The sequence below is a fragment of the Weissella sp. LMG 11983 genome (genome assembly GCF_025908495.1).
GTDB lineage: Bacteria > Bacillota > Bacilli > Lactobacillales > Lactobacillaceae > Weissella > Weissella fermenti.
The window spans coordinates 366,169-388,442 of sequence record NZ_JAOZFD010000001.1 but is presented as its reverse complement, the minus strand read 5'-3'; the positions used below and the strand labels follow the sequence as shown (position 1 = coordinate 388,442).

At 46.2% G+C, this 22,274-nt stretch carries 23 protein-coding genes and 1 riboswitch; of the genes, 20 read left to right on the top strand and 3 right to left on the bottom strand.

Annotation, left to right across the window (positions count from 1 at the left end; translation table 11 throughout):
- Positions 1–48 precede the first annotated feature (48 nt).
- The 3 genes from OIT45_RS02055 (at position 49) to mreC (ending at position 2,504) form a co-directional block, all read left to right on the top strand.
- The gene (locus OIT45_RS02055; protein WP_135797411.1) at positions 49–483 is read left to right on the top strand and encodes a JAB domain-containing protein; all 435 of its coding nucleotides are present in this window, start codon (positions 49–51) and stop codon (positions 481–483) included.
- An 89-nt stretch (positions 484–572) separates the two neighbouring features.
- A complete protein-coding gene (locus OIT45_RS02050) occupies positions 573–1,577 on the top strand; it encodes a rod shape-determining protein (protein WP_003608181.1) in 1,005 nt (334 codons plus the stop codon).
- Positions 1,578–1,652: 75 nt separating this feature from the next.
- Entirely contained in the window at positions 1,653–2,504 is an 852-nt protein-coding gene (mreC, locus tag OIT45_RS02045) for a rod shape-determining protein MreC (RefSeq protein WP_135798636.1), read from the top strand.
- Between the two features lie 46 nt (positions 2,505–2,550).
- Here the strand turns inward: mreC and OIT45_RS02040 are convergent, their stop codons facing one another.
- Positions 2,551–3,183 carry a carbonic anhydrase family protein gene (locus tag OIT45_RS02040; RefSeq protein ID WP_135797413.1) on the bottom strand — a complete coding sequence of 211 codons (633 nt, stop codon included), beginning with the start codon at positions 3,181–3,183 and terminating at the stop codon, positions 2,551–2,553.
- 187 nt (positions 3,184–3,370) lie between these two features.
- Between OIT45_RS02040 and mreD the strand changes: the two genes are divergently transcribed.
- The 17 genes from mreD to OIT45_RS01955 all read left to right on the top strand — a co-directional run bounded on the left by mreD (position 3,371) and on the right by OIT45_RS01955 (position 20,695).
- Positions 3,371–3,994, top strand: coding sequence for a rod shape-determining protein MreD (gene mreD / locus OIT45_RS02035; RefSeq protein ID WP_199404089.1), 624 nt, complete (start codon positions 3,371–3,373; stop codon positions 3,992–3,994).
- 335 nt (positions 3,995–4,329) lie between these two features.
- Positions 4,330–4,974 (top strand): amino acid ABC transporter permease, encoded by a 645-nt coding sequence (locus OIT45_RS02030; protein WP_003608185.1) that lies wholly within the window; start codon positions 4,330–4,332, stop codon positions 4,972–4,974.
- A 12-nt stretch (positions 4,975–4,986) separates the two neighbouring features.
- Positions 4,987–5,625 (top strand): amino acid ABC transporter ATP-binding protein, encoded by a 639-nt coding sequence (locus OIT45_RS02025; RefSeq protein WP_135518648.1) that lies wholly within the window; start codon positions 4,987–4,989, stop codon positions 5,623–5,625.
- A gap of 12 nt (positions 5,626–5,637) precedes the next feature.
- Positions 5,638–6,471, top strand: coding sequence for an amino acid ABC transporter substrate-binding protein (locus OIT45_RS02020; RefSeq protein ID WP_264339800.1), 834 nt, complete (start codon positions 5,638–5,640; stop codon positions 6,469–6,471).
- A gap of 283 nt (positions 6,472–6,754) precedes the next feature.
- Complete coding sequence (gene ribB, locus OIT45_RS02015; RefSeq protein ID WP_199404090.1) at positions 6,755–7,384, top strand: 3,4-dihydroxy-2-butanone-4-phosphate synthase; 630 nt, start codon at positions 6,755–6,757, stop codon at positions 7,382–7,384.
- Between the two features lie 217 nt (positions 7,385–7,601).
- On the top strand, positions 7,602–8,090 hold the full coding sequence (gene purE / locus OIT45_RS02010; protein WP_264339799.1) for a 5-(carboxyamino)imidazole ribonucleotide mutase: 489 nt from the start codon (positions 7,602–7,604) through the stop codon (positions 8,088–8,090).
- The gene (gene purK, locus OIT45_RS02005; protein WP_199404092.1) at positions 8,083–9,204 is read left to right on the top strand and encodes a 5-(carboxyamino)imidazole ribonucleotide synthase; all 1,122 of its coding nucleotides are present in this window, start codon (positions 8,083–8,085) and stop codon (positions 9,202–9,204) included. Before purE ends, purK begins: the two co-directional genes overlap by 8 nt.
- Positions 9,201–9,923, top strand: coding sequence for a phosphoribosylaminoimidazolesuccinocarboxamide synthase (gene purC, locus OIT45_RS02000; protein WP_199404093.1), 723 nt, complete (start codon positions 9,201–9,203; stop codon positions 9,921–9,923). The genes purK and purC overlap by 4 nt, the downstream gene beginning before the upstream one ends.
- Positions 9,924–9,926: 3 nt before the next feature.
- Positions 9,927–10,184 (top strand): phosphoribosylformylglycinamidine synthase subunit PurS, encoded by a 258-nt coding sequence (gene purS, locus OIT45_RS01995; RefSeq protein WP_135518658.1) that lies wholly within the window; start codon positions 9,927–9,929, stop codon positions 10,182–10,184.
- 2 nt (positions 10,185–10,186) lie between these two features.
- Positions 10,187–10,864: a phosphoribosylformylglycinamidine synthase subunit PurQ gene (purQ, locus tag OIT45_RS01990; protein WP_199404094.1), complete on the top strand. Its 678-nt coding sequence runs from the start codon at positions 10,187–10,189 to the stop codon at positions 10,862–10,864.
- Positions 10,861–13,083, top strand: coding sequence for a phosphoribosylformylglycinamidine synthase subunit PurL (gene purL / locus OIT45_RS01985; RefSeq protein ID WP_199404095.1), 2,223 nt, complete (start codon positions 10,861–10,863; stop codon positions 13,081–13,083). The genes purQ and purL overlap by 4 nt, the downstream gene beginning before the upstream one ends.
- Positions 13,065–14,600, top strand: a complete 1,536-nt coding sequence (gene purF, locus OIT45_RS01980; RefSeq protein ID WP_199404096.1) for an amidophosphoribosyltransferase — start codon at positions 13,065–13,067, stop codon at positions 14,598–14,600. Before purL ends, purF begins: the two co-directional genes overlap by 19 nt.
- A gap of 15 nt (positions 14,601–14,615) precedes the next feature.
- Positions 14,616–15,653, top strand: coding sequence for a phosphoribosylformylglycinamidine cyclo-ligase (purM, locus tag OIT45_RS01975; RefSeq protein WP_199404097.1), 1,038 nt, complete (start codon positions 14,616–14,618; stop codon positions 15,651–15,653).
- Positions 15,647–16,237, top strand: coding sequence for a phosphoribosylglycinamide formyltransferase (gene purN, locus OIT45_RS01970; RefSeq protein WP_199404098.1), 591 nt, complete (start codon positions 15,647–15,649; stop codon positions 16,235–16,237). Before purM ends, purN begins: the two co-directional genes overlap by 7 nt.
- Positions 16,234–17,760, top strand: a complete 1,527-nt coding sequence (gene purH / locus OIT45_RS01965) for a bifunctional phosphoribosylaminoimidazolecarboxamide formyltransferase/IMP cyclohydrolase (RefSeq protein WP_199404099.1) — start codon at positions 16,234–16,236, stop codon at positions 17,758–17,760. The genes purN and purH overlap by 4 nt, the downstream gene beginning before the upstream one ends.
- Positions 17,761–17,769: 9 nt before the next feature.
- Positions 17,770–19,044 (top strand): phosphoribosylamine--glycine ligase, encoded by a 1,275-nt coding sequence (purD, locus tag OIT45_RS01960; RefSeq protein ID WP_264339798.1) that lies wholly within the window; start codon positions 17,770–17,772, stop codon positions 19,042–19,044.
- Positions 19,034–20,695: a formate--tetrahydrofolate ligase gene (locus OIT45_RS01955; protein WP_199404101.1), complete on the top strand. Its 1,662-nt coding sequence runs from the start codon at positions 19,034–19,036 to the stop codon at positions 20,693–20,695. Before purD ends, OIT45_RS01955 begins: the two co-directional genes overlap by 11 nt.
- Positions 20,696–20,718: 23 nt before the next feature.
- On the opposite strand, the gene OIT45_RS01950 is transcribed toward OIT45_RS01955, so the two are convergent.
- Positions 20,719–21,180 carry a GNAT family N-acetyltransferase gene (locus OIT45_RS01950; RefSeq protein WP_199404102.1) on the bottom strand — a complete coding sequence of 154 codons (462 nt, stop codon included), beginning with the start codon at positions 21,178–21,180 and terminating at the stop codon, positions 20,719–20,721.
- A gap of 3 nt (positions 21,181–21,183) precedes the next feature.
- Positions 21,184–21,831, bottom strand: coding sequence for a hypothetical protein (locus OIT45_RS01945; RefSeq protein ID WP_199404103.1), 648 nt, complete (start codon positions 21,829–21,831; stop codon positions 21,184–21,186).
- A 187-nt stretch (positions 21,832–22,018) separates the two neighbouring features.
- Positions 22,019–22,197: riboswitch (Lysine riboswitch) on the top strand.
- The last annotated feature ends 77 nt before the right edge of the window (positions 22,198–22,274 follow it).

Sequence of the window (22,274 nt, the reverse complement as noted above, 5' to 3'; positions counted from 1 at the left end):
TGGAAAAAACGGCCTTTGCGCCTCCTTTATTAATGGAGGTGCGACGATATGTTACGAACAATCAAGTCAGTTGCTGAATTAGGGCAATATTTGGCCAGAAAATATGGGAATCAACCGCAGGAAAGCTGCTGGTTAATTGCCGTTAATACACAAATGCGCGTACTTGATATTCAACAAGTGGCGCAGGGAACGTTGGATGGCGTGTCGATTCATCCACGTGACATTTTTAGGCGTTTGGTGGCCTTGAACGCCTATGGCTTTATTTTGGTCCACAATCATCCTAGTGGACATTTGAAAGCCTCATTGGCCGATCGTCTTTTTATGCGCCAGCTTGCGTATTGCAGTACGATGATGCAGTTACATTTTTTTGATTTTATGATTATTGGATTGGACGGTTTTATGAGCTTAAGAGCGACAGGGGAACTGCCAAAAATCAGCCTTGAAAGCCTGTATGATTTATGGACGGATGCTAACAAGTTGTGATACACTAAATAAGAAATTAATGTGGCGTTTTTATGTAGTGCCATACGATGAATGATAATAAAAATTAGTAAAGAAAAGGGATAAAAGCCGTGTTTTCATTTGGAACTCGAAATGTCGGAATCGACCTAGGAACTGCCAACACGTTGGTATACATTGAAGGTAAGGGAATTGTATTGCGCGAGCCATCAGTAGTTGCGCGCAACACAAAGACGAACGAGGTTGTTGCCGTTGGTGCGGCCGCTCGTGATATGTTGGGTCGTACGCCTGGTTCAATCAAGGCTATCCGCCCAATGCGCGATGGTGTGATTGCTGACTACGAAACAACTGTTGCTATGTTGAAGTACTACCTAGGTAAGGCTTTGGGTGGTCGTGGCTCAAAGCCATATGTTACTATCGGTGTACCATCTGGTGTAACGGCTGTTGAGCGTCGTGCAGTTATTGATGCTGCACGTGTCGCTGGTGCGCGTGACGCCTACGTTATTGAAGAACCATTCGCAGCAGCTGTTGGTGCTGGTTTGCCAGTTATGGAGCCAACTGGATCAATGGTTGTTGACCTTGGTGGTGGAACGACTGACGTTGCCACGATTTCATTGGGTGGTATCGTATCATCACGTTCAATCCGTATGGCTGGTGATAAGCTTGATGAAGCTATCATGTCATACATCCGCCAAAAGTACTCAGTATTGATTGGTGAGCAAACGGCAGAACGTTTGAAGATGGAAGTTGGATCAGCTGATGTTGAAGCTGCCAAGGACATGGAAGGTACAACGGCTCGCGGTCGTGACTTGGTAACTGGTTTGCCAAAGACGATCGATATCGAAGCGACTGATGTTGCCGAAGCTATCAAGGATGTCATTGCTGAAATCATCGTTGCTATTAAGGAAACGTTGGAAGAGACGTCTCCAGAAATTGCAGCTGACGTTATCGACCACGGTATCGTTTTGACTGGTGGTGGTGCTATGTTGAAGCACCTTGATGAAGTAATTGCTGAAGCAACTAAGGTGCCAGTATTCGTTGCACCAGAGCCATTGGATGCAGTTGTCATCGGTACTGGTGAAGCGTTGAAGTCAATCGATGTTTTGAAGAACAACTAATCAATTTTAACGATAACGCCGCACCATTCGGTGTGGCGTTATTTGTTAGCAAAACTGACGAAAGGCATGTTTGATATGAAGAATATCTTAACTTCACGACGTTTGGTTGTAGCGGTTATCGTTGCAATCGTGACAATCGGTGTGATTGTCATTAGTTCGCGAGCACAAAACTCTCAAAAAGAACCTTCTTTGCCAACGCGTGTTGTGTCCGACGTTTCAGGTTGGGTATCAAGTGTTGTCAGTTCACCAGTTAAAGCAGTTAGCGGTGGATATGAGGCAGTCTCAGGGTTGCTAAACACATACAAAGAAAATCAAGCATTAACTGAAAAAGTTGATGATTTAGCACAAGCGAAGGTGCAATTGCAAACGTTGCAAGCCGAAAATCGTGCATTGAAGGATCAATTGCAAATTGAAAACACGTTGACCGACTATAAGGTTGTTAATGCGGTTGTTATTTCACGTTCACCAAGTAATTGGCAATCACAATTGATTGTTAACAAAGGATCAAATGCAGGCATCAAGAAGGGTATGTCTGTGATGGGTTCTGGTGGTTTGATTGGTCGCGTCTCTGAGGTGAATACAACGAACGCGAAGGTTGAGTTGTTATCTGATGACAGCCAAGTTGCGGATCGTTTTGCAATCCGTGTGGCCAACAAGAACGGCGATGTTGTTGACGGTATCGTTACCAGCTTCAATCAAGAAAAGAACCTGATTGTGATGGGACAAATTACATCAGATGTCGCTTTGGAAAAGGGTGATCTTGTAACGACTAGTGGTTTGGGTGGTGTTACGCCAGCCGGCCTTTACGTTGGTAAGGTACAAAAGATCAGCCAAGATGACTACGGTCTATCAAAGAAGATTTACATTAAGCCAGCAACTGACTTTAATAATATTCCGGTTGTTAGTGTGGCTATTCCACAACAATAACAAAAAAGACGTCACACTCTGCAATAACGCAGGGTGTGACGTCTTTCTATTTGTCTTGATAATATAGGACATGGCGCCCGTTCAAAGGCTGTAAATGACGATTATTATGGTCATAGTGAACATGGAATTCAGCTAACTGTGCCGCTGAAATTGTCATTGGTTGTTCTAATACATACCAGTCAACATTTTCAGATAGTGGCGGCGTCGTTAGGGATCCGATGTAATGATAGTATGACCGGTTAGTTGGTAATAGGTCAGTGACTTCACATGAGAAAACCGACTCATCATTAATGCGGTTTAAAATACTAGCAAACGTTTCTGATGGGGCACCTAGGCGTAAGAAGACGCCGATAACTGCTAAACGCCCGTCAGCAGCTTCGTGCACAAAATGAATTTCACCATCATATGCCTGGCCGTCGAGGGTATGCTCGCTGGGCGCGTGGACGTGAAACTGTTGCAAACGGAACGGACGATTAGCGATTATCGCTGTTCCTGTTAGCCCGACCTCTAAACCTTGTCCGGTGTCACGGACATAATTGGCGTTAAGATCATAGTACAATTCTAATGAGGCAGGGTAGTCAATACTATCAGCGGTTTTGCTTACAATGGCGATTGGCGATTGCATTAAACCAGCTGTCATTGACCAAGACTCCTGCGCATCATAATTGAGTTTTTGCATGAATCTAGTCCCTTCTGAAGTGTCTCTCTCTCCTCAGAACACTTTTAGTTTATCAGCAGTCCGAAAAAATGGCTAGGGGGTTTTTAAGAGACGGGCAATAAATGTGACATTTTGTTGACGTTCGACAATCGGTAGGGATAATATAGTAGAAGCTACAAACAATCGTAGTGCTTAATGGAGAAGATAAATGTTGAAATACGTGCACACCTCTTGGTTACATTTTGTCCTGGTGTATGTCGCAATCATGCTAGATGGGGGGATTGCGCTGTACTTTGCACCAGTGCTATTTAAAATGCCGATGTCGGCCAGTCCATACTTATCATTGATTGTCATGATGATGCCGGTGCTGACCGGAACGGTTACGCAAATGAAGGAACGCAGTTTATATATTGCGGCCTTCCTAGGCGGCTTGCTGTTTGATATTTTTTATTCGGGTTTGATTGGTATTTCAATGATTGGTTTCCCGTTGACGGTTTGGCTAGCCAGCGAGTTACAACGATACCTACCAACATCATTTATTTCGTCAGTTGCCGTCTGGTTTGTGTCGATGAGCATGTATTTGGTGTTTGATTACGCTGGATTCGGTATCATCAACTTAACGAACTTGAACATTCCGGATTTTATTATTTTCCACATGTTCCCAACGCTAATTGTCAATCTATTGTTGTTGGTTTTGGTATACGGGTTGCTGAACTACTGGTACCACGCAACCCGTCAGCCAGATATCTCAGCATATAATGTTGACGATAGTGACTTGAATGGGCGTATGCCATCATTAAATTCAAAGTCACGATCACGTTCGATTCGTTAGTCCGGTTTGAAACTGTTGACTTACGACACTAATTACTTTAAAGTAATCCCATAAAGATTTGATTGGACGAGTAGTCTAACGTCGGTGCTAAGAGAGTTGCGCAGAAGCTGGGAAGCAACCATCGGCCTAGATGAACCACACCCATGATTATCGATACATCACAAAATGTATCCGGATCGCCTCGTTATAGGCGCGCGCCTGGTTTAATCAGGGGCTAGAGTGTTGGTTGGTAACAACTAACAAAATTGAGGTGGAACCACGATTTTTATCGTCCTCAAGTAACCTATTTTGGGTTGCTTGAGGACTTTTTTATTGCAGGAAATGGAGTACAAGGTATGGATTACATGATGCAAATTATGCCAAGTTTGCTGGATGGACTTAAGATGACCATCGGTGTCTTCGCATTAACTTTAATTGGATCAGTGCCGTTGGGAATTTTGGTGGCATTGGCATTGAAATCGGATATTTTCTTGTTGCGCTGGGTAACGAATGGTTATATCTGGGTGATGCGTGGCACGCCATTGTTGCTTCAAATTGTGTTTGTCTACTATGGGTTGAGTTTAGCTCACATTGTGACATTCCCACGCTTTGAAGCTGCAGTCATCACATTTATTATTAACTATGCTGCGTACTTCGCTGAGATTTTCCGTGGAGGGCTACAAAGCATTCCGCAAGGACAATATGATGGCGCAAAAGTACTTGGTCTAACCCGCTGGCAAACGATGCGCAAGATTGTTTTGCCACAAGTGGTTAAGATTGTGATGCCATCGGTTGGAAACGAAGTGGTAACGTTGGTTAAGGATACGTCTTTGGTCTACGTTATCGGTTTGGGCGACTTGATGCGTGCTGGTAATATTGCGGCGTCACGTGACGTTACGTTGGCACCCTATCTACTAGTCGGTTTGCTATATTTGATTTTGACGGCAGTCGCAACCGTGTTGCTACGTCGCATTGAAACGAATATGAACTACTATCGTTAAGGAGTAAGAAGAATGCTAGAAATTAAAAACTTAGCTAAGTCATATGACACGCGCACGATTTTTAAGAACATGAATCTTACAGTTAACGACGGTGAGGTTTTGAGTATTGTTGGTCCTTCAGGTATTGGTAAGACAACGTTCTTGCGAATTGTTGCTGGTCTACTACCCGCAGATCAAGGTGAGTTGATTCTGAACGGTGAGTCGCTTGATTTAACTGGTGAACGCACCGGCGCCCAAGTTGGGGTTATTTTCCAAGACTTTAATTTGTTTCCACAATATACCGTGAAGGAAAATGTGATGTTGGCGCCACAAATGGTGCACAATGAGTCAAAGGCTGAGGCTGCCGAAAATGCAGACCGCTTGCTAGCGGATTTGGGATTGACGGCCCAAGCAGACCAATATCCATTCCAGTTGTCTGGTGGACAAAAGCAACGTGTTGCCATCGCACGTGCATTGGCGATGAAGCCTGGTATTTTGGCATATGATGAACCAACATCTGGTTTGGATGCTGAATCAACGGAACGTGTTATTGCAGTGATTAAGCAGTTGCAAGCGCAAGGTGTGACGCAATTGATTGTTACCCACGATTTGCCATTTGCTGAGGCCGTGGCTGATAAGACCTTTGATTTTGGGACGGATGTTGAACGATAGGGGGCTGTCGCAATGAAAAAGAAGATTAACTGGCGCCGACAGATTATCGGTAACGGAATTGTGCTGGCAGTGTTAGCGTTGCTGGTTGGATTTGTTTGGTATCGCACGACGCACGCACAAGACACTTGGCGCCAAATGACGGCTGACAAAACCGTTGTTGTTGGTTTGGACGATACGTATGTGCCAATGGGCTTCCGTGACAAGTCAGGTAAGTTGGTTGGGTACGACGTTGATTTGGCACGTGCAACATTCAAGAAGTTGGGTCTAAAGGTTAAGTTCCAAGCAATTGACTGGTCAATGAAGGAAACTGAACTTGATACGGGGCACATTGATATGATTTGGAATGGTTACACGATTACACCAGCCCGTGCTAAGAAGGTTGCCTTTTCAGTACCATATCACAACGATTTACAAGTGTTGGTCACGATGAAGCGTGATCAAATTAACACGATTAAGGATATGGCCGGTAAGACGCTAGCTGCGCAAACTGGTTCGGCTGGACTAACGTTGTTTAACGACAAGCCAAAGGTGTTGAAGAGTTTCCTTGGGTCAGCACCCGTGCAATATGACACTTTTGATAAGGCGTTGAACGACTTGCAAGTTGGCCGAGTGAATGCGGTATTGATTGATTTAGATTATGCCCGCTATTACGTTGCGCACGAGTCAAATCCAGCCGAGTTCAAGGTCATCAAGACTGGTTACGGACAAGACGCTTATGGTATCGGTTTCCGTAAGGGTGATGTAACGTTGCGTGAAAAGGTTAACGGTGTGATTAATGAGTTCAAGAAGGACGGCACACTGGACAAGATTTCTGAGCGCTACTTTGGCACGAAGAACGCAGATTAATTGATTTAGGAGACAACCTCGTGATGGGGTTGTCTTTTTTGTTTGTGCGAAAGTGGCGACAAAAATTACGAACAATAATTACTTAACATCATCAACCAAAAAATTCCAACCGTATTCGAAACGATTCAACAACTTTTGCAGGACGAAGTTAACGTTTGAAAAACGAATGTTCGGTTGAATGAAATTTTAACCAGCTGAAAGTGGGTTGTATCAAATCGGCTTGTCCGTAAGCTTAGTTGTGTAACCAAATCACTTCGGATGGCTAAAAGGAGAAGTTTTAATCATGAAGACGACGTTTGACACAGTTGCTGATGCATTGACCGTATTGCGCCAAGGGGGCGTTATCATCTTGGCGGATGATGAGAGCCGTGAAAATGAAGGGGATCTTGTTGCGCTTGCACAAGATATTACGCCGGAAACGGTACACATGATGTTGCGTGAAGCCGCTGGCTTGATGTGCACGCCAGTTGGGCCTGAAATTGCAGAGCGTTTGGGATTCACAGATATGGTGGCGGAATCAACTGACCCACACCAAACGCCGTTCACGTACACGGTTGATGGTACGTTTGAAGCGACTGGTGTGACAACGGGTGTATCAGCGATGGATCGTGCTGCAACGATTCGCCAAATTGCGAACCCAATGGCTACCCGCGCTGACTTTAACGCACCTGGTCACACGCAACCTTTGACGGCCAAGGAAGGTGGTTTGGCAACGCGTATTGGGCACACAGAAGCCGCCGTTGATCTGGCACGTTTGGTTGGGTCAGAACCAGCTGCCGTTATTATTGAAGTTTTGAAGGAAGACGGTACGATGGCTCGTCGTGATGATTTGTTTGCGATGTCTGAACGATTGGATATCCCCTTTATTACAATCGAACAAATTAGTGCTTACATGACGGTGCCAGCTGTCTAATTAAAATGATGAGAGGTTCGGATTTACATCCGGACCTCTTTTTTCGGCAAAAGCATCAGGTTAAACGGGAATGTTTGTTTAATTTTGTGAAGAAAACGATTAAACACGAATATTTATTTTTCATTTGTATTACTTCGTGAATAAAAACTGTACATTTAGAATAAACGGTGGTTAAATCATCTTGTAAATACGAACGAAAAAGAATAGGGAGAACATAATGAATCGTGTTTCAGTAATAATGGGATCGATATCAGATTGGCCAACGATGAAAGAAGCGGTAGCAATTCTGGAACAATTTGATGTAACAGTCGAAACACATATCATTTCAGCTCATCGGATGCCGACTGAGATGGCAACGTACGCGGCTAATGCTCGCGAAGCTGGGGTGGATGTGATTATTGCCGGTGCTGGTGGCGCAGCTCACTTACCGGGGATGGTCGCTGCACAAACCACATTGCCTGTTATTGGGGTGCCAATGAAGACGAAAACGTTAAATGGTGTTGATTTATTATTGAGTATCGTACAAATGCCCGCAGGCGTGCCGGTTGGCACGGTTGCTATTGGTGAAGCGGGCGCCAAAAACGCCGCTTACTATGCACTTCAAATTCTTTCAATTACAAATCAAACGTTGGTGACAGAACTTGAAACATTCCGTGAGCAGCAAGCCCAAAAAGCACGCGAGAGTGAGGCAAAGTTACATGACTAAAACAATTTTGCCACCAGCGATGCTCGGAATTGTGGGTGGTGGCCAGCTTGGGCAAATGATGGCCTTAGCGGCTAAGCCAATGGGATATCGCGTAGTGGTGCTGGACCCGCAGATTAACGCACCAGCTGCCCAAATTGCAGACCAGCAGTTGGTTGCGAACTACGATGATGAATCTGCGCTACGCAATTTGGCGGACATTGCCGATGTCATTACGTATGAATTTGAAAATGTCAGTCAAGAAGCGTTGGCAAATGCAGTGCCAGCTAAGCAGTTGCCACAAGGGACACAACTGCTGCACATCACAGCTAACCGCTTGCGTGAAAAAACATTTATCGCGGAATTGGGATTGCCCGTTGCGCCATTCGCGGCCGTCGATAATGTCGTTGCCTTGGATGCGAGTTGCCACAAAGTATCGTTGCCAGCGATTTTGAAAACGGTTGAAGGCGGTTATGACGGCCATGGTCAGTGGGACATTCCAAATCAGGAAGCTTTGGCAAACTTATTGGCACACTGGGATGTGCCGGTTAACACGCCGATGATTTTGGAAAAGCAGGTGACATTTGATCGCGAACTAAGTGTGATGGTTGCCCGTGATATTTCGGGTGATATTAGAACTTGGCCTGTGACGGTCAATGAACATCAGAATCACATTTTGCATGTGTCAGCTGCACCGGCGTCATTATCAGACAAAATTGCGGATGAAATTGCCCACATTGCCAAAACGTTAGCGAACGCATTGAATCTTGTTGGCGTACTTGGCATTGAAATGTTTGTGGCTGGGGATCAAGTTTATGTAAATGAATTAGCACCTCGGCCACATAATTCAGGTCACTTCACTATTGAAGCAACTAATGTGTCGCAATTTGAAGGCCATGTGCGGAGCGTACTTGGTCTGCCGATTCCAGAAATTAAGCAGTGGGCACCAGCGATGATGCTGAACTTATTGGGGGATGATATCAATCGCGCGCGCCGTGAATTAGTCGACCATCCTGACTGGCATATACATGATTACGGGAAAGATGACGTTAAGCCGGGCCGCAAGATGGGGCATATCACGGTGACGGGATTACGAGAAATGAAGGCATTACGTGCATGGGGGCATCAAAAGGGATGATTACACAAGAAGCGTTGTTAGCAACAGGTAAAGCAAAGGCTGTTTATGCAACTAGCAACCCGCAAATCCTTTGGTTACATAGTTTGGATCAAGCGACAGCATTGAACGGTAAGCAAAAAGAACATATTCCGGATAAGGGACGTTTGACGACACAAATTAGTGGCTTGTTATTCGAGATGCTAAATCGAGCTGGTATTAAGACACATTATCTGTCACCAGTTGATGAGACGGATATTTTGGTCACGCGTCTGACGATGGTGCCGATTGAGGTTGTGGTTCGAAACTTTGCGGCGGGTCACTTTGCTTCACGTTTTGATGTTAAACCGATGACACCACTTGTTCCGGTGGTTGAAGAGTATTACTACAAGCGTGATGACTTAGATGATCCGGCGCTAAATGCATCTCAAGCGGTGGCGTTAAAGCTAGCGACACCGGCACAATTGGCAGAGATTTCTGACATTACGGCGCGTGTCAATCAATTGCTGACCGAGAAGTTTAAAACAATTGGGATTACATTACTCGATTTCAAAATTGAATTTGGCTTAGATGACCAAGGCGCGTTGGTCTTGGGGGATGAATTGTCACCAGATAATATGCGCTTGATTGACGATGCAACGGGTACTTCGCTTGATAAGGATGTTTTCCGACGTGGCGAAGGCGACTTGCGTGATGGATATGAAATTGTATTGCACCGTTTGAATGAAACAAAAGGAGAATAACCCATGTTTTTAGCTAAGATTTACGTCACATACAAGCCCTCAATTCTTGATCCACAAGGTGAGGTGATCAAATCAGCTTTGCACCGCATGAATTTTGAAACGGTTGAAACTGTGACGCAAGGTAAGTATTTTGAAGTCACAATGAACAACGATGATGAGGCAGCGGCTTACGATGAAGCAGTGGCTTATACGGAAGCGCTTCTGATTAATCCAAACACTGAAACGTATCGAATTGACTTGCTTAAGTCAGTGGAGGCGTAAACATGAAAGCAGCGGTGGTTCGTTTTCCAGGCTCAAATTGTGATTTTGATATGTATTATGCCTTGCAAGATTTTGGCGTGGACGTAGCGTTTGTCGATGAAAAAGCAACGTCACTAGCAGGTTTTGATGCCATCTTCCTTCCTGGCGGATTTTCATATGGTGACTATCTCCGTACTGGGGCAGTTGCCCGCTTCGCACCTGTGATGGACGCTGTTCGAACAGCAGCTGATGACCACAAATTGGTGGTTGGTATCTGCAACGGCTTCCAAATTTTGACTGAAGCTGGCTTATTGCCAGGACAACTCATGATGAATGAACACCCCGGCTTCATTTGTGATGAAGTGCCACTCGAAATCGTGAATCAAACTTCACGCTTTTCGAAGGCGTATGAGACGCAAACGGTGACATTGCCAGTTGCCCACGGGGAAGGTCGTTATGTTGCTGATGAAGCAACATTAGAAGAGTTACGCGACAATAACCAAATCATCTTTAAGTATCGAACAAATGTTAACGGTTCGATGGAGCAAATTGCTGGCATTTCAAACCAAAATGGTAATGTATTCGGCATGATGCCACACCCAGAGCGAGCAGTCGATGCATTGCTTGGTAACACAGATGGTCAGGCATTTTTCAAAAGTTTGTTAACCCCAATTATGACGGAGGCATTGGTAACCGAATGACAACAGCAACAACCACATATGAACCAACCGCAGAAATGGTTCGTGATGAAAAAATTTATCTTGCGTGGGGTCTAACGGAGACAGAGTACGACTTGATTGTCGCCAAGTTGGATCGACTACCAAATTACACAGAAGCTGGCTTGTTTTCCGCCATGTGGTCAGAACACGTGTCATACAAAAAGTCTAAGCCGGTTCTACGTACTTTCTGGTCACGTAATGAACGTGTCTTGCAAGGCCCAGGTGAAGGTGCCGGAATTTTAGATATTGGGGATGGCCAAGCAGTCGTTTTCAAGGCAGAATCTCATAACCATCCATCAGCTGTTGAACCTTATGAAGGAGCTGCAACTGGGGTCGGTGGTATTTTACGTGATATTTTCTCGATGGGGGCGCAACCGGTTGCTGTCTTGGATAGTTTGCGTTTCGGTGAACTCGATAATGCCACGACTAAGCATCTATTAGACGGTGTAATTGACGGTATTGCTGGCTATGGAAATGCCATTGGCATTCCAACGGTTGGCGGTGAAATCGGGTTTGATGCTGTTTATCAAGGTAATCCACTAGTTAACGTGATGGCCGTTGGTGTGATTGACCAAGCAGCCATGCAAGTTGGTCGTGCTGAGGGAATCGGCAATACAGTCATGTACGTCGGTGCCAAAACAGGTCGTGATGGTATTCATGGGGCAACTTTTGCGTCAGCCGAATTTTCTTCAGATGAAGATCAAAATCGCTCAGCGGTCCAAGTTGGTGATCCGTTCATGGAAAAGCTAGTTATGGATGCCACGTTAAAGGCGATTCGTGAACATGGTGATGATATTGTCGGCGTGCAAGACATGGGCGCCGCTGGACTAGTGTCATCTTCAGCTGAGATGGCTGGTAAGGCTGGCATGGGGATGCAGTTGAACCTGGACCTCGTACCACAGCGTGAAGCCGGCATGACACCGTATGAATTGATGTTGTCAGAATCACAAGAACGTATGCTGTTGGTTGTGGCGGCTGGCCATGAAGCTGAAGTACAAGCAGTCTTTGAGGCGGCTGGCCTTGATGCGGTTGCCATTGGGACGGTGACAGATACTGGCCGTTACGAATTGCTTTGGCATGGTGACGTGGCAGCTGATGTGCCCGTTGATTTTCTAACAACGGCACCGAAACAAGATATGCCACAAGCAACGCCAGCTCGTTTAAACGAACCAAGCGCTGATTTTGTACCTGGCGATGTTGATGGTGCAGCCACGCTTAATGAGTTGTTACAACAACCTACAATCGCATCTAAAGCATCCTTGTTCCGTCATTTTGACAGCATGGTGCGTGCAGATACGGTGGTGAAACCCGGTGGGGATGCCGCGGTTGTCCGCTTGCGTGGCACGAAGAAAGCGTTAGCAATGACGACTGACGTGAACAGTCGTTTCACCTACCTAGATCCCTTCGTTGGTGGTCAGTTGGCGGTTGCCGAAGCAGCCGGTAATGTGGTTGCGACTGGGGCACAACCAATTGGTATTACAGATTGCCTGAACTTTGGTAATCCAGATGATCCGGAAATTTATTATGAGCTAGCCCAGTCAGTGGCTGGTATTAATCAAATGGCCAAGCAACTAAACACACCGGTTATCTCTGGAAATGTGTCGCTTTATAACGAAACTGACGGGCAGGCAATTTACCCAACACCAATGATTGGGATGGTTGGCCTGCACGAAGATGTGAAAGCAATTACGACGATTAGCTTTAAAAATGCAGGCGACGTTATTTATGTTCTTGGTGAAACGGCAGCCGACTTTAATGGATCAGAATTGCAAAAGTTGGTAACTGGTGGGATTGCTGGTCGCTTGCGTCAATTTGATATGACGGCCATTCAAGATACCCAAACTAAGCTACTAACGGCCATTGCTGATGGTCAAGTGGCAAGTGCCCACGACATCGCCGAAGGTGGCTTAGGGGTTGCGTTGGCAGAAAGTACCTTCAAGACACCGTTTGGAGTGACTGTGACGTGGCAAGCGCCATCGGCTTGGTTGTTCAGCGAAACGCCTGGTCGCTTTGTGGTCTCAGTACCAGCAGACAAGGCAATTGCATTTGAAGAATTGATGGGCGCGACGGCTACAAAGTTAGGTATCGTTACGACCGGCGATGTACTGTCAATTGAAACTGCGACAGAAGAATTAAAGCTCGCAAAAAGAACATTGCAAGAGAACTATGAGGAGGCCATCACATGGCAACGCAACCAGTGAGTGAGAATCGATCACTGAATGAAGAATGTGGCATTTTTGGTGTTTGGGGACATCAATCAGCTGCGGATTTAACATACTATGGGTTGCATGCTTTGCAACACCGTGGTCAAGAAGGAGCCGGTATTGTTGCTAACAAGCAAGGACGTTTATGGCAAGAACGAGGCCTTGGTTTGCTGAGCGATGTATTCAGTGACCCAAGCCGCTTGCAACATTTGCAAGGCCAGTCAGCTATTGGTCACGTTCGCTATGCAACAGCCGGTTCAGGTGGCATTGAAAATATTCAACCGTTGATGGTGAACTTTTCAGATATGCAATTATCACTGGCTCACAACGGTAACATAACAAACGCCTTGTCGTTACGCCGTTCATTGGAACAAAACGGGGCGATTTTCCAATCGTCATCGGATACAGAAGTCTTGTTGCATTTGATTCGTCGTTCATCAGCACCAACTTTCTATGACAAGTTGAAAGATGCGTTGCGGACGGTTCGTGGTGGGTTTGCCTTTTTGCTCCTGACACCAACGGCGATGTATGCAGCTCTTGATCCGCACGGTTTCCGTCCGTTTGTGGTTGGGCAAATGCCAGACGGACAGTACATTGTGACGAGTGAAACGGCAGCTTTGAATGCGGTTGGCGCAACATTTATTCGTGATGTGCAACCGGGCGAGCTAATTACGATTGATCAACACGGGTTGAAAATTGATCACTACACGACCAACACTGACTTGCATATTGATGCGATGGAATACATTTATTTTGCGCGACCAGATTCAGATATTTATGGCGTGAATGTGCACACAGCTCGTAAGCGTATGGGGCGGTTGCTGGCTGCCGAACAACCAGTCGAAGCTGATTTGGTTGTTGGTGTACCAAATTCTTCTTTGTCCGCTGCCATGGGCTTTGCGGAGGCGGCTGGTTTGCCGAATGAAATGGGTTTGGTTAAGAATCAATACATCGCCCGCACGTTTATCGAACCAACACAGGAGCGTCGTGAACGTGCCGTGCGAATGAAGTTAAGTGCCGTACCGTCAGTTGTAGCGGGCAAGCGTGTAGTGTTGGTAGATGACTCAATTGTCCGAGGAACAACGTCTAAATTTATCGTCTGGATGCTACGTGAAGCCGGGGCGAGCGAGGTTCACATTCGGATTGCTTCCCCAGCCTTCAAGTACCCATCATTCTATGGTGTGGATATGCAGACGACGGAAGAACTGTTGGCTGCAAATTATTCGATGACGGAAATGCAGGAAATGCTAGGCGTTGACTCATTGGCCTTTTTGTCAGTCGATGGCTTAGTTGAAGCGATTGATTTGCCTTATGAAGGAAATGGCACTGGCTTAACGACAGCCTATTTTGATGGTCACTATCCATCACCAATTTATGATTATGAGCCAACCTTGGCGGATGCGAAGGCCGACGGATTGGTTGATTTTCAACCTGAGCCAACGACGACGTATCATCCAAACCAAGTGGCGTCCTTGCAAAAACAACAATTACAAGATGCACAAACAGTCGGTTAATTCATTGGGGGAGTTATGACAAATCAAAATGCATATGCGAATGCTGGTGTTGATGTTGCCGCTGGTGAACAAGCCGTCGATTTGATGGGCCAGGCAGTGTCAGCGACGTATACGCCACAAGTCCTCGGTGGTATTGGTGGCTTTGGAGCAGCGTTTGCCTTAGGAAAGTCGTATCGTGATCCGGTTTTGATTTCGGGCACAGATGGTGTTGGGACGAAATTGCTCTTAGCAATTGCAGCTGATAAGCACGATACCATCGGGCAAGATTTAGTGGCAATGGTCATGAACGATATCTTGGCGCAGGGGGCTAAGCCACTTTTTCTGCTGGATTATCTGGCGATCGCTAAGATGACACCAGAGAAAGTTGCGACCATTGTGACGGGGATTGCCAAAGCAACCCAAGCAGTCGGGGCAGCTTTGATTGGTGGTGAATCAGCTGAGTTGCCAGGAATGTATGCGCCGAATCACTACGATTTGGCGGCATTTGGTGTTGGGGTTGTCGAGCGTGATGAGATGCTGAATCCAACCGATGTGGCAGCCGGGGATGTGTTGATTGGCTTACCATCAAGTGGCATTCATTCTAACGGTTATACGTTGGTTCGCGAAGTCTTTGGAATTCATCAAGAAGCAGATTTTCTTAATTTACCAACCCGCTTACAAGACGCATTACTGAAGCCAACCGTGCTATACGCGCCGGCCGTCCTACCTTTACTGGCACAAAAGCTGGTTGTCAGCATGGCGCATATTACGGGTGGTGGTATCGTTGGTAATTTGCCACGTGCCTACAACGACCACGTTACCGCTAGCTTGCGTTGGGGGTCATGGCCAATTCTGCCGATTTTCACGGAAATTCAAACACGTGGTGAGTTGACGGCAACGGACATGTTGGAGACGTTCAACCTTGGTTTAGGCATGATTTTGATTGTGAAACCAGACCAGGTGGATGTAGCAATGACCATGTTGCAAGATGCTAATCACCCAGCGTTTATCATTGGTGAAATGGTCCCACGCAAGTCGCAACCAATTATCTGGCAAGGAGCACGACCATGGTGAAAAAGCCTAAGCTCGCTGTCTTCGCGTCAGGTACTGGCTCAAATTTGGCAGCGCTGTTAAAAGCTGCCAAAGCTGGCACACTCGGTGGCGATATTGTGCGAGTCGTTGTAGATCGCAAAAAAGCAGGAGCGATTGCTATCGCCGAGGCGGCCAATGTGCCGCTATTGCAAATTCGCTACCCAGCTTTTGCGTCACGAGAAGAGGCCGAGCAAGAAATTGTGAAGACATTACAAGCAGATGGCGTGACTGGCATTTTGCTTGCTGGCTATATGAGAATTTTGACGCCATACATTGTTCAAGCGTTTGAACAGCGTATTTTAAACATTCACCCAGCGTTATTGCCAAGTTTTCCAGGTAATAATGCGATTGAAGATGCTTGGCACGCCGGGGTTAAAGTGACTGGCGTGACAATTCATTACGTTGATACTGGCGTTGACTCAGGGCAAATTATTGCGCAGACGCCAGTCCTTATTTCAGAAGACGAAACAATTGATGAACTGACTGAACGTATTCACGACGCGGAACATCAGTTGTATCCAGATACTGTTGCAAAGTTAATTAAAGAAGGAGCATTTCAAGCATGACACGAGCACTACTAAGCGTTTCAGATAAGGCCGGTTTGGCGGAGTTCGCCAAGGGACTAGTTGCATTGGGCTATGAGTTGGTTTCAACAGGTGGCACATTGGCAGCGTTGCAGGTGGCTGGTTTGCCAGTGACGCCAATTGATGAAGTAACGCAATTCCCTGAAATGCTCGATGGACGTGTGAAGACATTACACCCACGTGTCCATGCTGGATTGTTAGCCAAGCGTGACAATCCTGCTCACATGGCAACGCTGGCCGAACATGACATTACGCCAATTGATTTGGTTGTGGTGAATTTGTACCCGTTCAAGGAAACGATTCAAAAGCCAGGCGTGACATTGGCGGATGCCATTGAGAATATTGATATTGGTGGCCCATCAATGTTGCGTTCAGCGGCGAAAAATTATGCGGCTGTATTGCCAGTTGTTGATCCAACTGACTATGATGCTGTGCTTGAAAAGCTGCAAACCAACACGATTGATGATGCGTTCCGTCGTCAACTAGGTGCTAAGGTTTTCCGTCACACGGCAGCATATGATGCCTTGATTGCCGACTATTTGACGGATGAAGAATTTCCAGCTCAAAAGACGGTAACCTACGAGCTATTTGAGCCGTTGCGTTACGGTGAAAATAGTCACCAACAAGCGGCTGCATACCGCGATGCATTGCCAACGGCGTACTCGGTTTTGTCTGCTGATATTTTGCACGGTAAGCAATTGTCATATAACAATATTCGTGATGCTGATGCGGCCTTGCGTATTATTGCTGAGTTTGATGAGCCAACTGTTGTGACGGTTAAGCACATGAATCCAGCTGGAATTGGACAAGGAACGACGATTGAAACAGCCTGGGATGCTGCGTTTGCTGCTGATGACATCTCTATTTTTGGTGGCATCGTCGCTCTGAACCGTGAAGTTGATTTGGCAACTGCTGAAAAGATGCACCAAATTTTCTTGGAAATTATCATTGCGCCAAGCTTTACGCCTGAAGCGTACGATGTGTTGGCTAAGAAGAAGAATTTGCGTTTGTTGACAGTGCCGTTCACAACGGATGTCCCACAAGCGGTTGAATTGACAGCTGTCCTTGGTGGTGTCGTGATGCAAGAGCGTGACCTAGTATCTGAAACGTTGGCTGATTTCGAAGTGGTTGGTAATGTGCAACCCACGTCAGCCCAACTTGAAGCGATGATTTTTGCCCAAAAGGCGGTCAAGCACGTGAAGTCAAACGCGATTGTGGTTGCCCAAAAGGGACAAACGCTTGGCGTTGGGGCGGGCCAACCAAATCGTATCGATTCAGTTAAGATGGCGATTACGAAGGCAAGTGAAAAGCCTGGCTTTGAAAATGCGGTTTTGGCATCGGACGCCTTCTTCCCAATGGACGACTCAGTAACCTACGCAGCTGAACATGGGATTACGGCAATTGTGGAACCCGGTGGCTCAATCAAGGATCAAGCGTCAATTGATAAGGCCAACGAGCTTGGTATTGCATTGGTATTTTCTGGCACGCGCCACTTTAAGCACTAGGAGAGAAACATGGCGAAGTTGATGGTAATTGGGTCTGGGGCCCGCGAGCATGCGTTAGCAGAAACATTTCTGCGGAGTGCTGATGTTGAAGAAGTTATTGTGGTGCCCGGTAATGCGGGGATGCAGTCAGTAGGTATTCGGACAATCAATCACGATATGATGGATGTCGCTGGATTGCGGGACCTAGCAGAGCAAGAAGCGGTTGATTTGACGTTTGTTGGTTCAGAAGCGCCACTGATTGCTGGTGTGGTCGACGTTTTTCAAACAGCAGGGCTAAAGATTTTTGGTCCCACACAACAAGCTGCGCAGTTAGAAGGTTCAAAGCAATTTGCCAAGGACGTCATGGCGCAAGCAGGGGTGCCAACCGCTACGTCAGTGATGGTTACCGATGAGTCTAGCGCATTGCAGGCGCTAAAAAACTTTGACTTGCCACTTGTCATTAAGCAAGATGGTTTAGCAGCCGGCAAGGGCGTGGTGATTTGTCGTGACCGTGAAGATGCTGAAACGATGATTCAACTCGCGTATGAACGTCAGGCGGATGCGCCGTTGGTCATTGAGTCATATATGGCGGGGGTGGAGTTTTCAATATTTAGTTTAGTTGGCCCCAATGGAGTCATTCACGCCCCAATTGCGCAAGATCATAAGCGCCGTTTTGACAATGATCAAGGTCTAAATACTGGTGGTATGGGTGCCTATTCGCCAGTTCGCTGGGTTTCAGATGAGATTGTGCAAGAAGCCATTCGAACATTGGTGTTACCAACATTGGCCACGATGGCAGCGCGCGCGATGCCGTTCACGGGTGTGTTGTACACAGGCGTGATGCTGACTGATGATGGTCCTAAAGTCGTTGAATATAATGTGCGCTTCGGTGATCCGGAGGCTCAGGTTGTTTTGCCACAGCTACAAAGTGATTTTTATGAACTTATTTCGACATTATTGGCTGGTGAACAACCGAAGGCAATCTGGCAACAGGATGACGTGTATGTTGGCGTCGTGCTGGTGAACCCAAGTTATCCTTCAACAACTACTGAGCATATCGACCTACCATCATTTTCAATTGCTGATATCAACACATTTTATGCGGGTGTGACGCGAAATGATGATAAACTAATAAGTAATGGTGGTCGTATCGCCACGGTTGTCGGTCATGCAGCGACGACGTCACAGGCGCAAGAGATGGTGTACGAGGCAATTGATGCGACACAAACAACATTAGCTTATCGCCATGATATTGGTTATCAGGCGGTTCGAAGAAATAAGGTGGTATCTGGGGATGCAAACTGATATTGAAATTGCACAAGCGGCTGAAGTTTGGCCGATTGAAAAAATTGCAGAGAAGGCTGGCTTGACGGCAGCTGAATGGGAACCATACGGTCGTGATAAAGCCAAGATTGAAATCGATGAAACTGACCGACAAAATGATTTGGGTAAGTTGATTTTGGTGACGTCAATTAACCCAACGCCAGCTGGTGAGGGTAAGTCAACGGTGACGGTTGGCTTGGCTGATGCGCTAAGCTTGGCTGGTAAGAAGACGATGGTTGCGTTGCGTGAACCGTCACTTGGACCAGTTATGGGCTTGAAGGGTGGTGCTACTGGTGGTGGATACGCCCAAGTTGTCCCAATGGCTGACATAAACTTGCACTTTACGGGTGATTTCCATGCTTTGACAAGTGCCCACAACACGTTGGCCGCCGTTATCGATAACAGCATCTACCAAGGAAATCCTTTGAACATTGACCCACGTCGCTTGCTTTGGAAGCGCGCTTTGGATGTTAATGATCGTGCTTTGCGCCACATTACAATTGGTTTGGGTGGTCCAACTTCTGGAGTGCCGCGTGAAGATGGTTTTGATATCACGGTTGCTTCTGAATTGATGGCTATTTTGACGTTGTCACATGATTTGATGGATATGAAGGCGCGTATTGAGCGCATCGTTATCGGTTACACGTACGACAAGGAACCTGTGACAGTTAAGGACTTGGGTGTTGCTGGTGCGTTGACGACGTTGCTGAAGGATGCGATTAAGCCAAACTTGGTTCAAACGCTTGCCCACACGCCAACGTTGATTCACGGAGGTCCATTTGCCAATATTGCGCAAGGAACCAACTCAATTCGCGCAACTAAGACAGCCCTACAATTGGCGGACTACGTTGTCACTGAAGCTGGTTTCGGGGCTGACTTGGGTGGTGAGAAGTTCTTGGACTTCAAGGTGCCATTGTTGGGTAAGACACCGGACGCAATTGTCATTGTGGCGACGGTACGTGCGTTGAAGATGCACGGCGGTTTGCCTAAGACGGAATTGACAGAACCTAATCTTGACGCTTTGTCAGCCGGCTTGGCTAATTTGGGACAACACTTGCAGAGTATGTCACGTTACGGCGTGCCAGTTGTTGTTCCCGTTAACCGCTTTGTGAGTGACACACCTGAAGAAATCGAGATGGTTGAGAATTACGTTCGTGAGCGTGGTGCTGAGGCGTACATGGCTGACGTTTGGGCGCAAGGCGGTGCTGGTGCGCCAGAGTTGGCGCAAGCAGTTATCGCAGCAACTGAGCAAGAAAGCCACTTTACGCCATTGTATGCACCTGAAGATGATGCTGTTACAAAAATCGAAAAGATTGTGCAAACAATTTACGGCGGTGCTGGTGTTGAATTGTCAGATAAGGCTACTAAGCAATTACGTGAGTTTGCAAAGCGTGGTTGGGATAAGATGCCAGTTATCATGGCGAAGACGCAATACTCATTGAGTGATGATGCGAAGAAGTTGGGTGCACCAGCGGACTTTAAGATTCATGTGCGTGAGTTTGTGCCTAAGTTAGGAGCTGGCTTCTTGGTTGCCTTGACTGGTTCAATTTTGACGATGCCGGGATTGCCAAGTCACCCAGCAGCATATGATATTGACATTGATGAAAACGGTCAGATTACTGGCTTGTTCTAAAATTGCATAATAAAAAAGCCGATCTAACTGATCGGCTTTTTGTATGCAATGATGTCGTTGTAAGCCCCCATTTTAATGAAACCAAGCTTTTCCAAGACGCGCTGTGAAGCGACGTTATCAACAAATGTTTCAGCTAGTAGAGTTGTTGAGTTCGGTAGTGCTGCAATAAAGCTATCTAAGGCTTGGGTAATAATGCCGTGGCCTGTAAACCGGCTATCTAAGAAATAGGCCAGGTCATACTCATTAGGGATGAAGTCACCGTTTTCAGAAACCCGGGCGTAGGTGATAATGCTACCGATAATTTGAGATTTGTACACGATTGCAGCCTGGAATGGCTGATATAAATCCGTTTCAAACATCATGCGACGTTGCTGTGTGTCTGCATTAGGCAACCCAGCGCCTTGCATAATTTCAGGTTGTGCGATTAATTTTTCATAGGCATCGAAGTCTGTCGATTGCCAAGAGCGTAATGTGATTTTAGCCATTTTTTAGAACCATGAAGTACTGAATCCGTTCATACGGTAGGCACGTGGTGCGTACTTACTGTAAAATTGGGCAGCGAGCTGTAGCCAAGCAATCGCGAGTAACCACCCGGCTACAGCGTCGGAAAATGTGTAGTTAGTTGAGAGAACTGTGCCGATAAAGGTGAGAATCCAACCTGTTAAAATGATAATTTGACCAGCAATTTGACGTGGAAAAGATTTCAACTCTGGCACAATAATCTTGCTGAGAAAGAAATAAAGTAATGTGACGAAAAAGATAGTATGGGCTGGGAATTGTGTTGCCTGGCCAGCTAGGCGATGGGGGAAGATTAACGAGAAGAGGTTAATCAACAATGACCCGCTGATGGTCGTTAGCACAATCCATGCGGCTGGGATTTTGAATTTAAATCCCCAAAGCAAAAAAGCAAGTACAAAGATGACCAAGCCAAACAATAAGCCGTGACTAAATAAAACAAATGGTTTAGTTAGTACCGACAATGACGCAGGCGCCATGCTATCTAAAAAGTTCTGCTCAGCTGAATCGATTAAAGTGAGCAGCGAAGCACCAAGAAAAGTGCTAATGGTTAGAAGTAAGAAAGCCATTATACTTATTATTAATATAATGAGCCGGCTTTTAGAGGGCTTAATAATCATGATATTCGTCAACTCCTTTAACAACCAATGTGGTTAACTAACTTTTCATATATCGTATCATCAGTGTTTTTAAAAAGGGTGTGATAAAGTTTTACGCTTAAGCGGTATTTAAGAAGTTTTTAGGGTTAGATTGCGAGTTGGGTTGACGATGTCTGAAAACACGCTTATACTTAGTCTCATAAATTAAATATGACATAGAGGTCGCAACCAACATGAGTGATCAACCAAGTCGGCAGACAAGGCGGTTGATTTAAAGGGGCGGTTGCCGAAATGTGTTTTCACGGCGGTGAAACATGTTGGTCCTTACGTGAACAACGGAAGGACTGTCGCAGCAAAATTCGTCGGCTGCGGAGCGCTATCGACAACACTAATGATTTCAAACGAGGTCCCTAGTTTATGCGATGGTATGAACTGGGGACTTTTTTCGTTCTCACGAGTGCGAT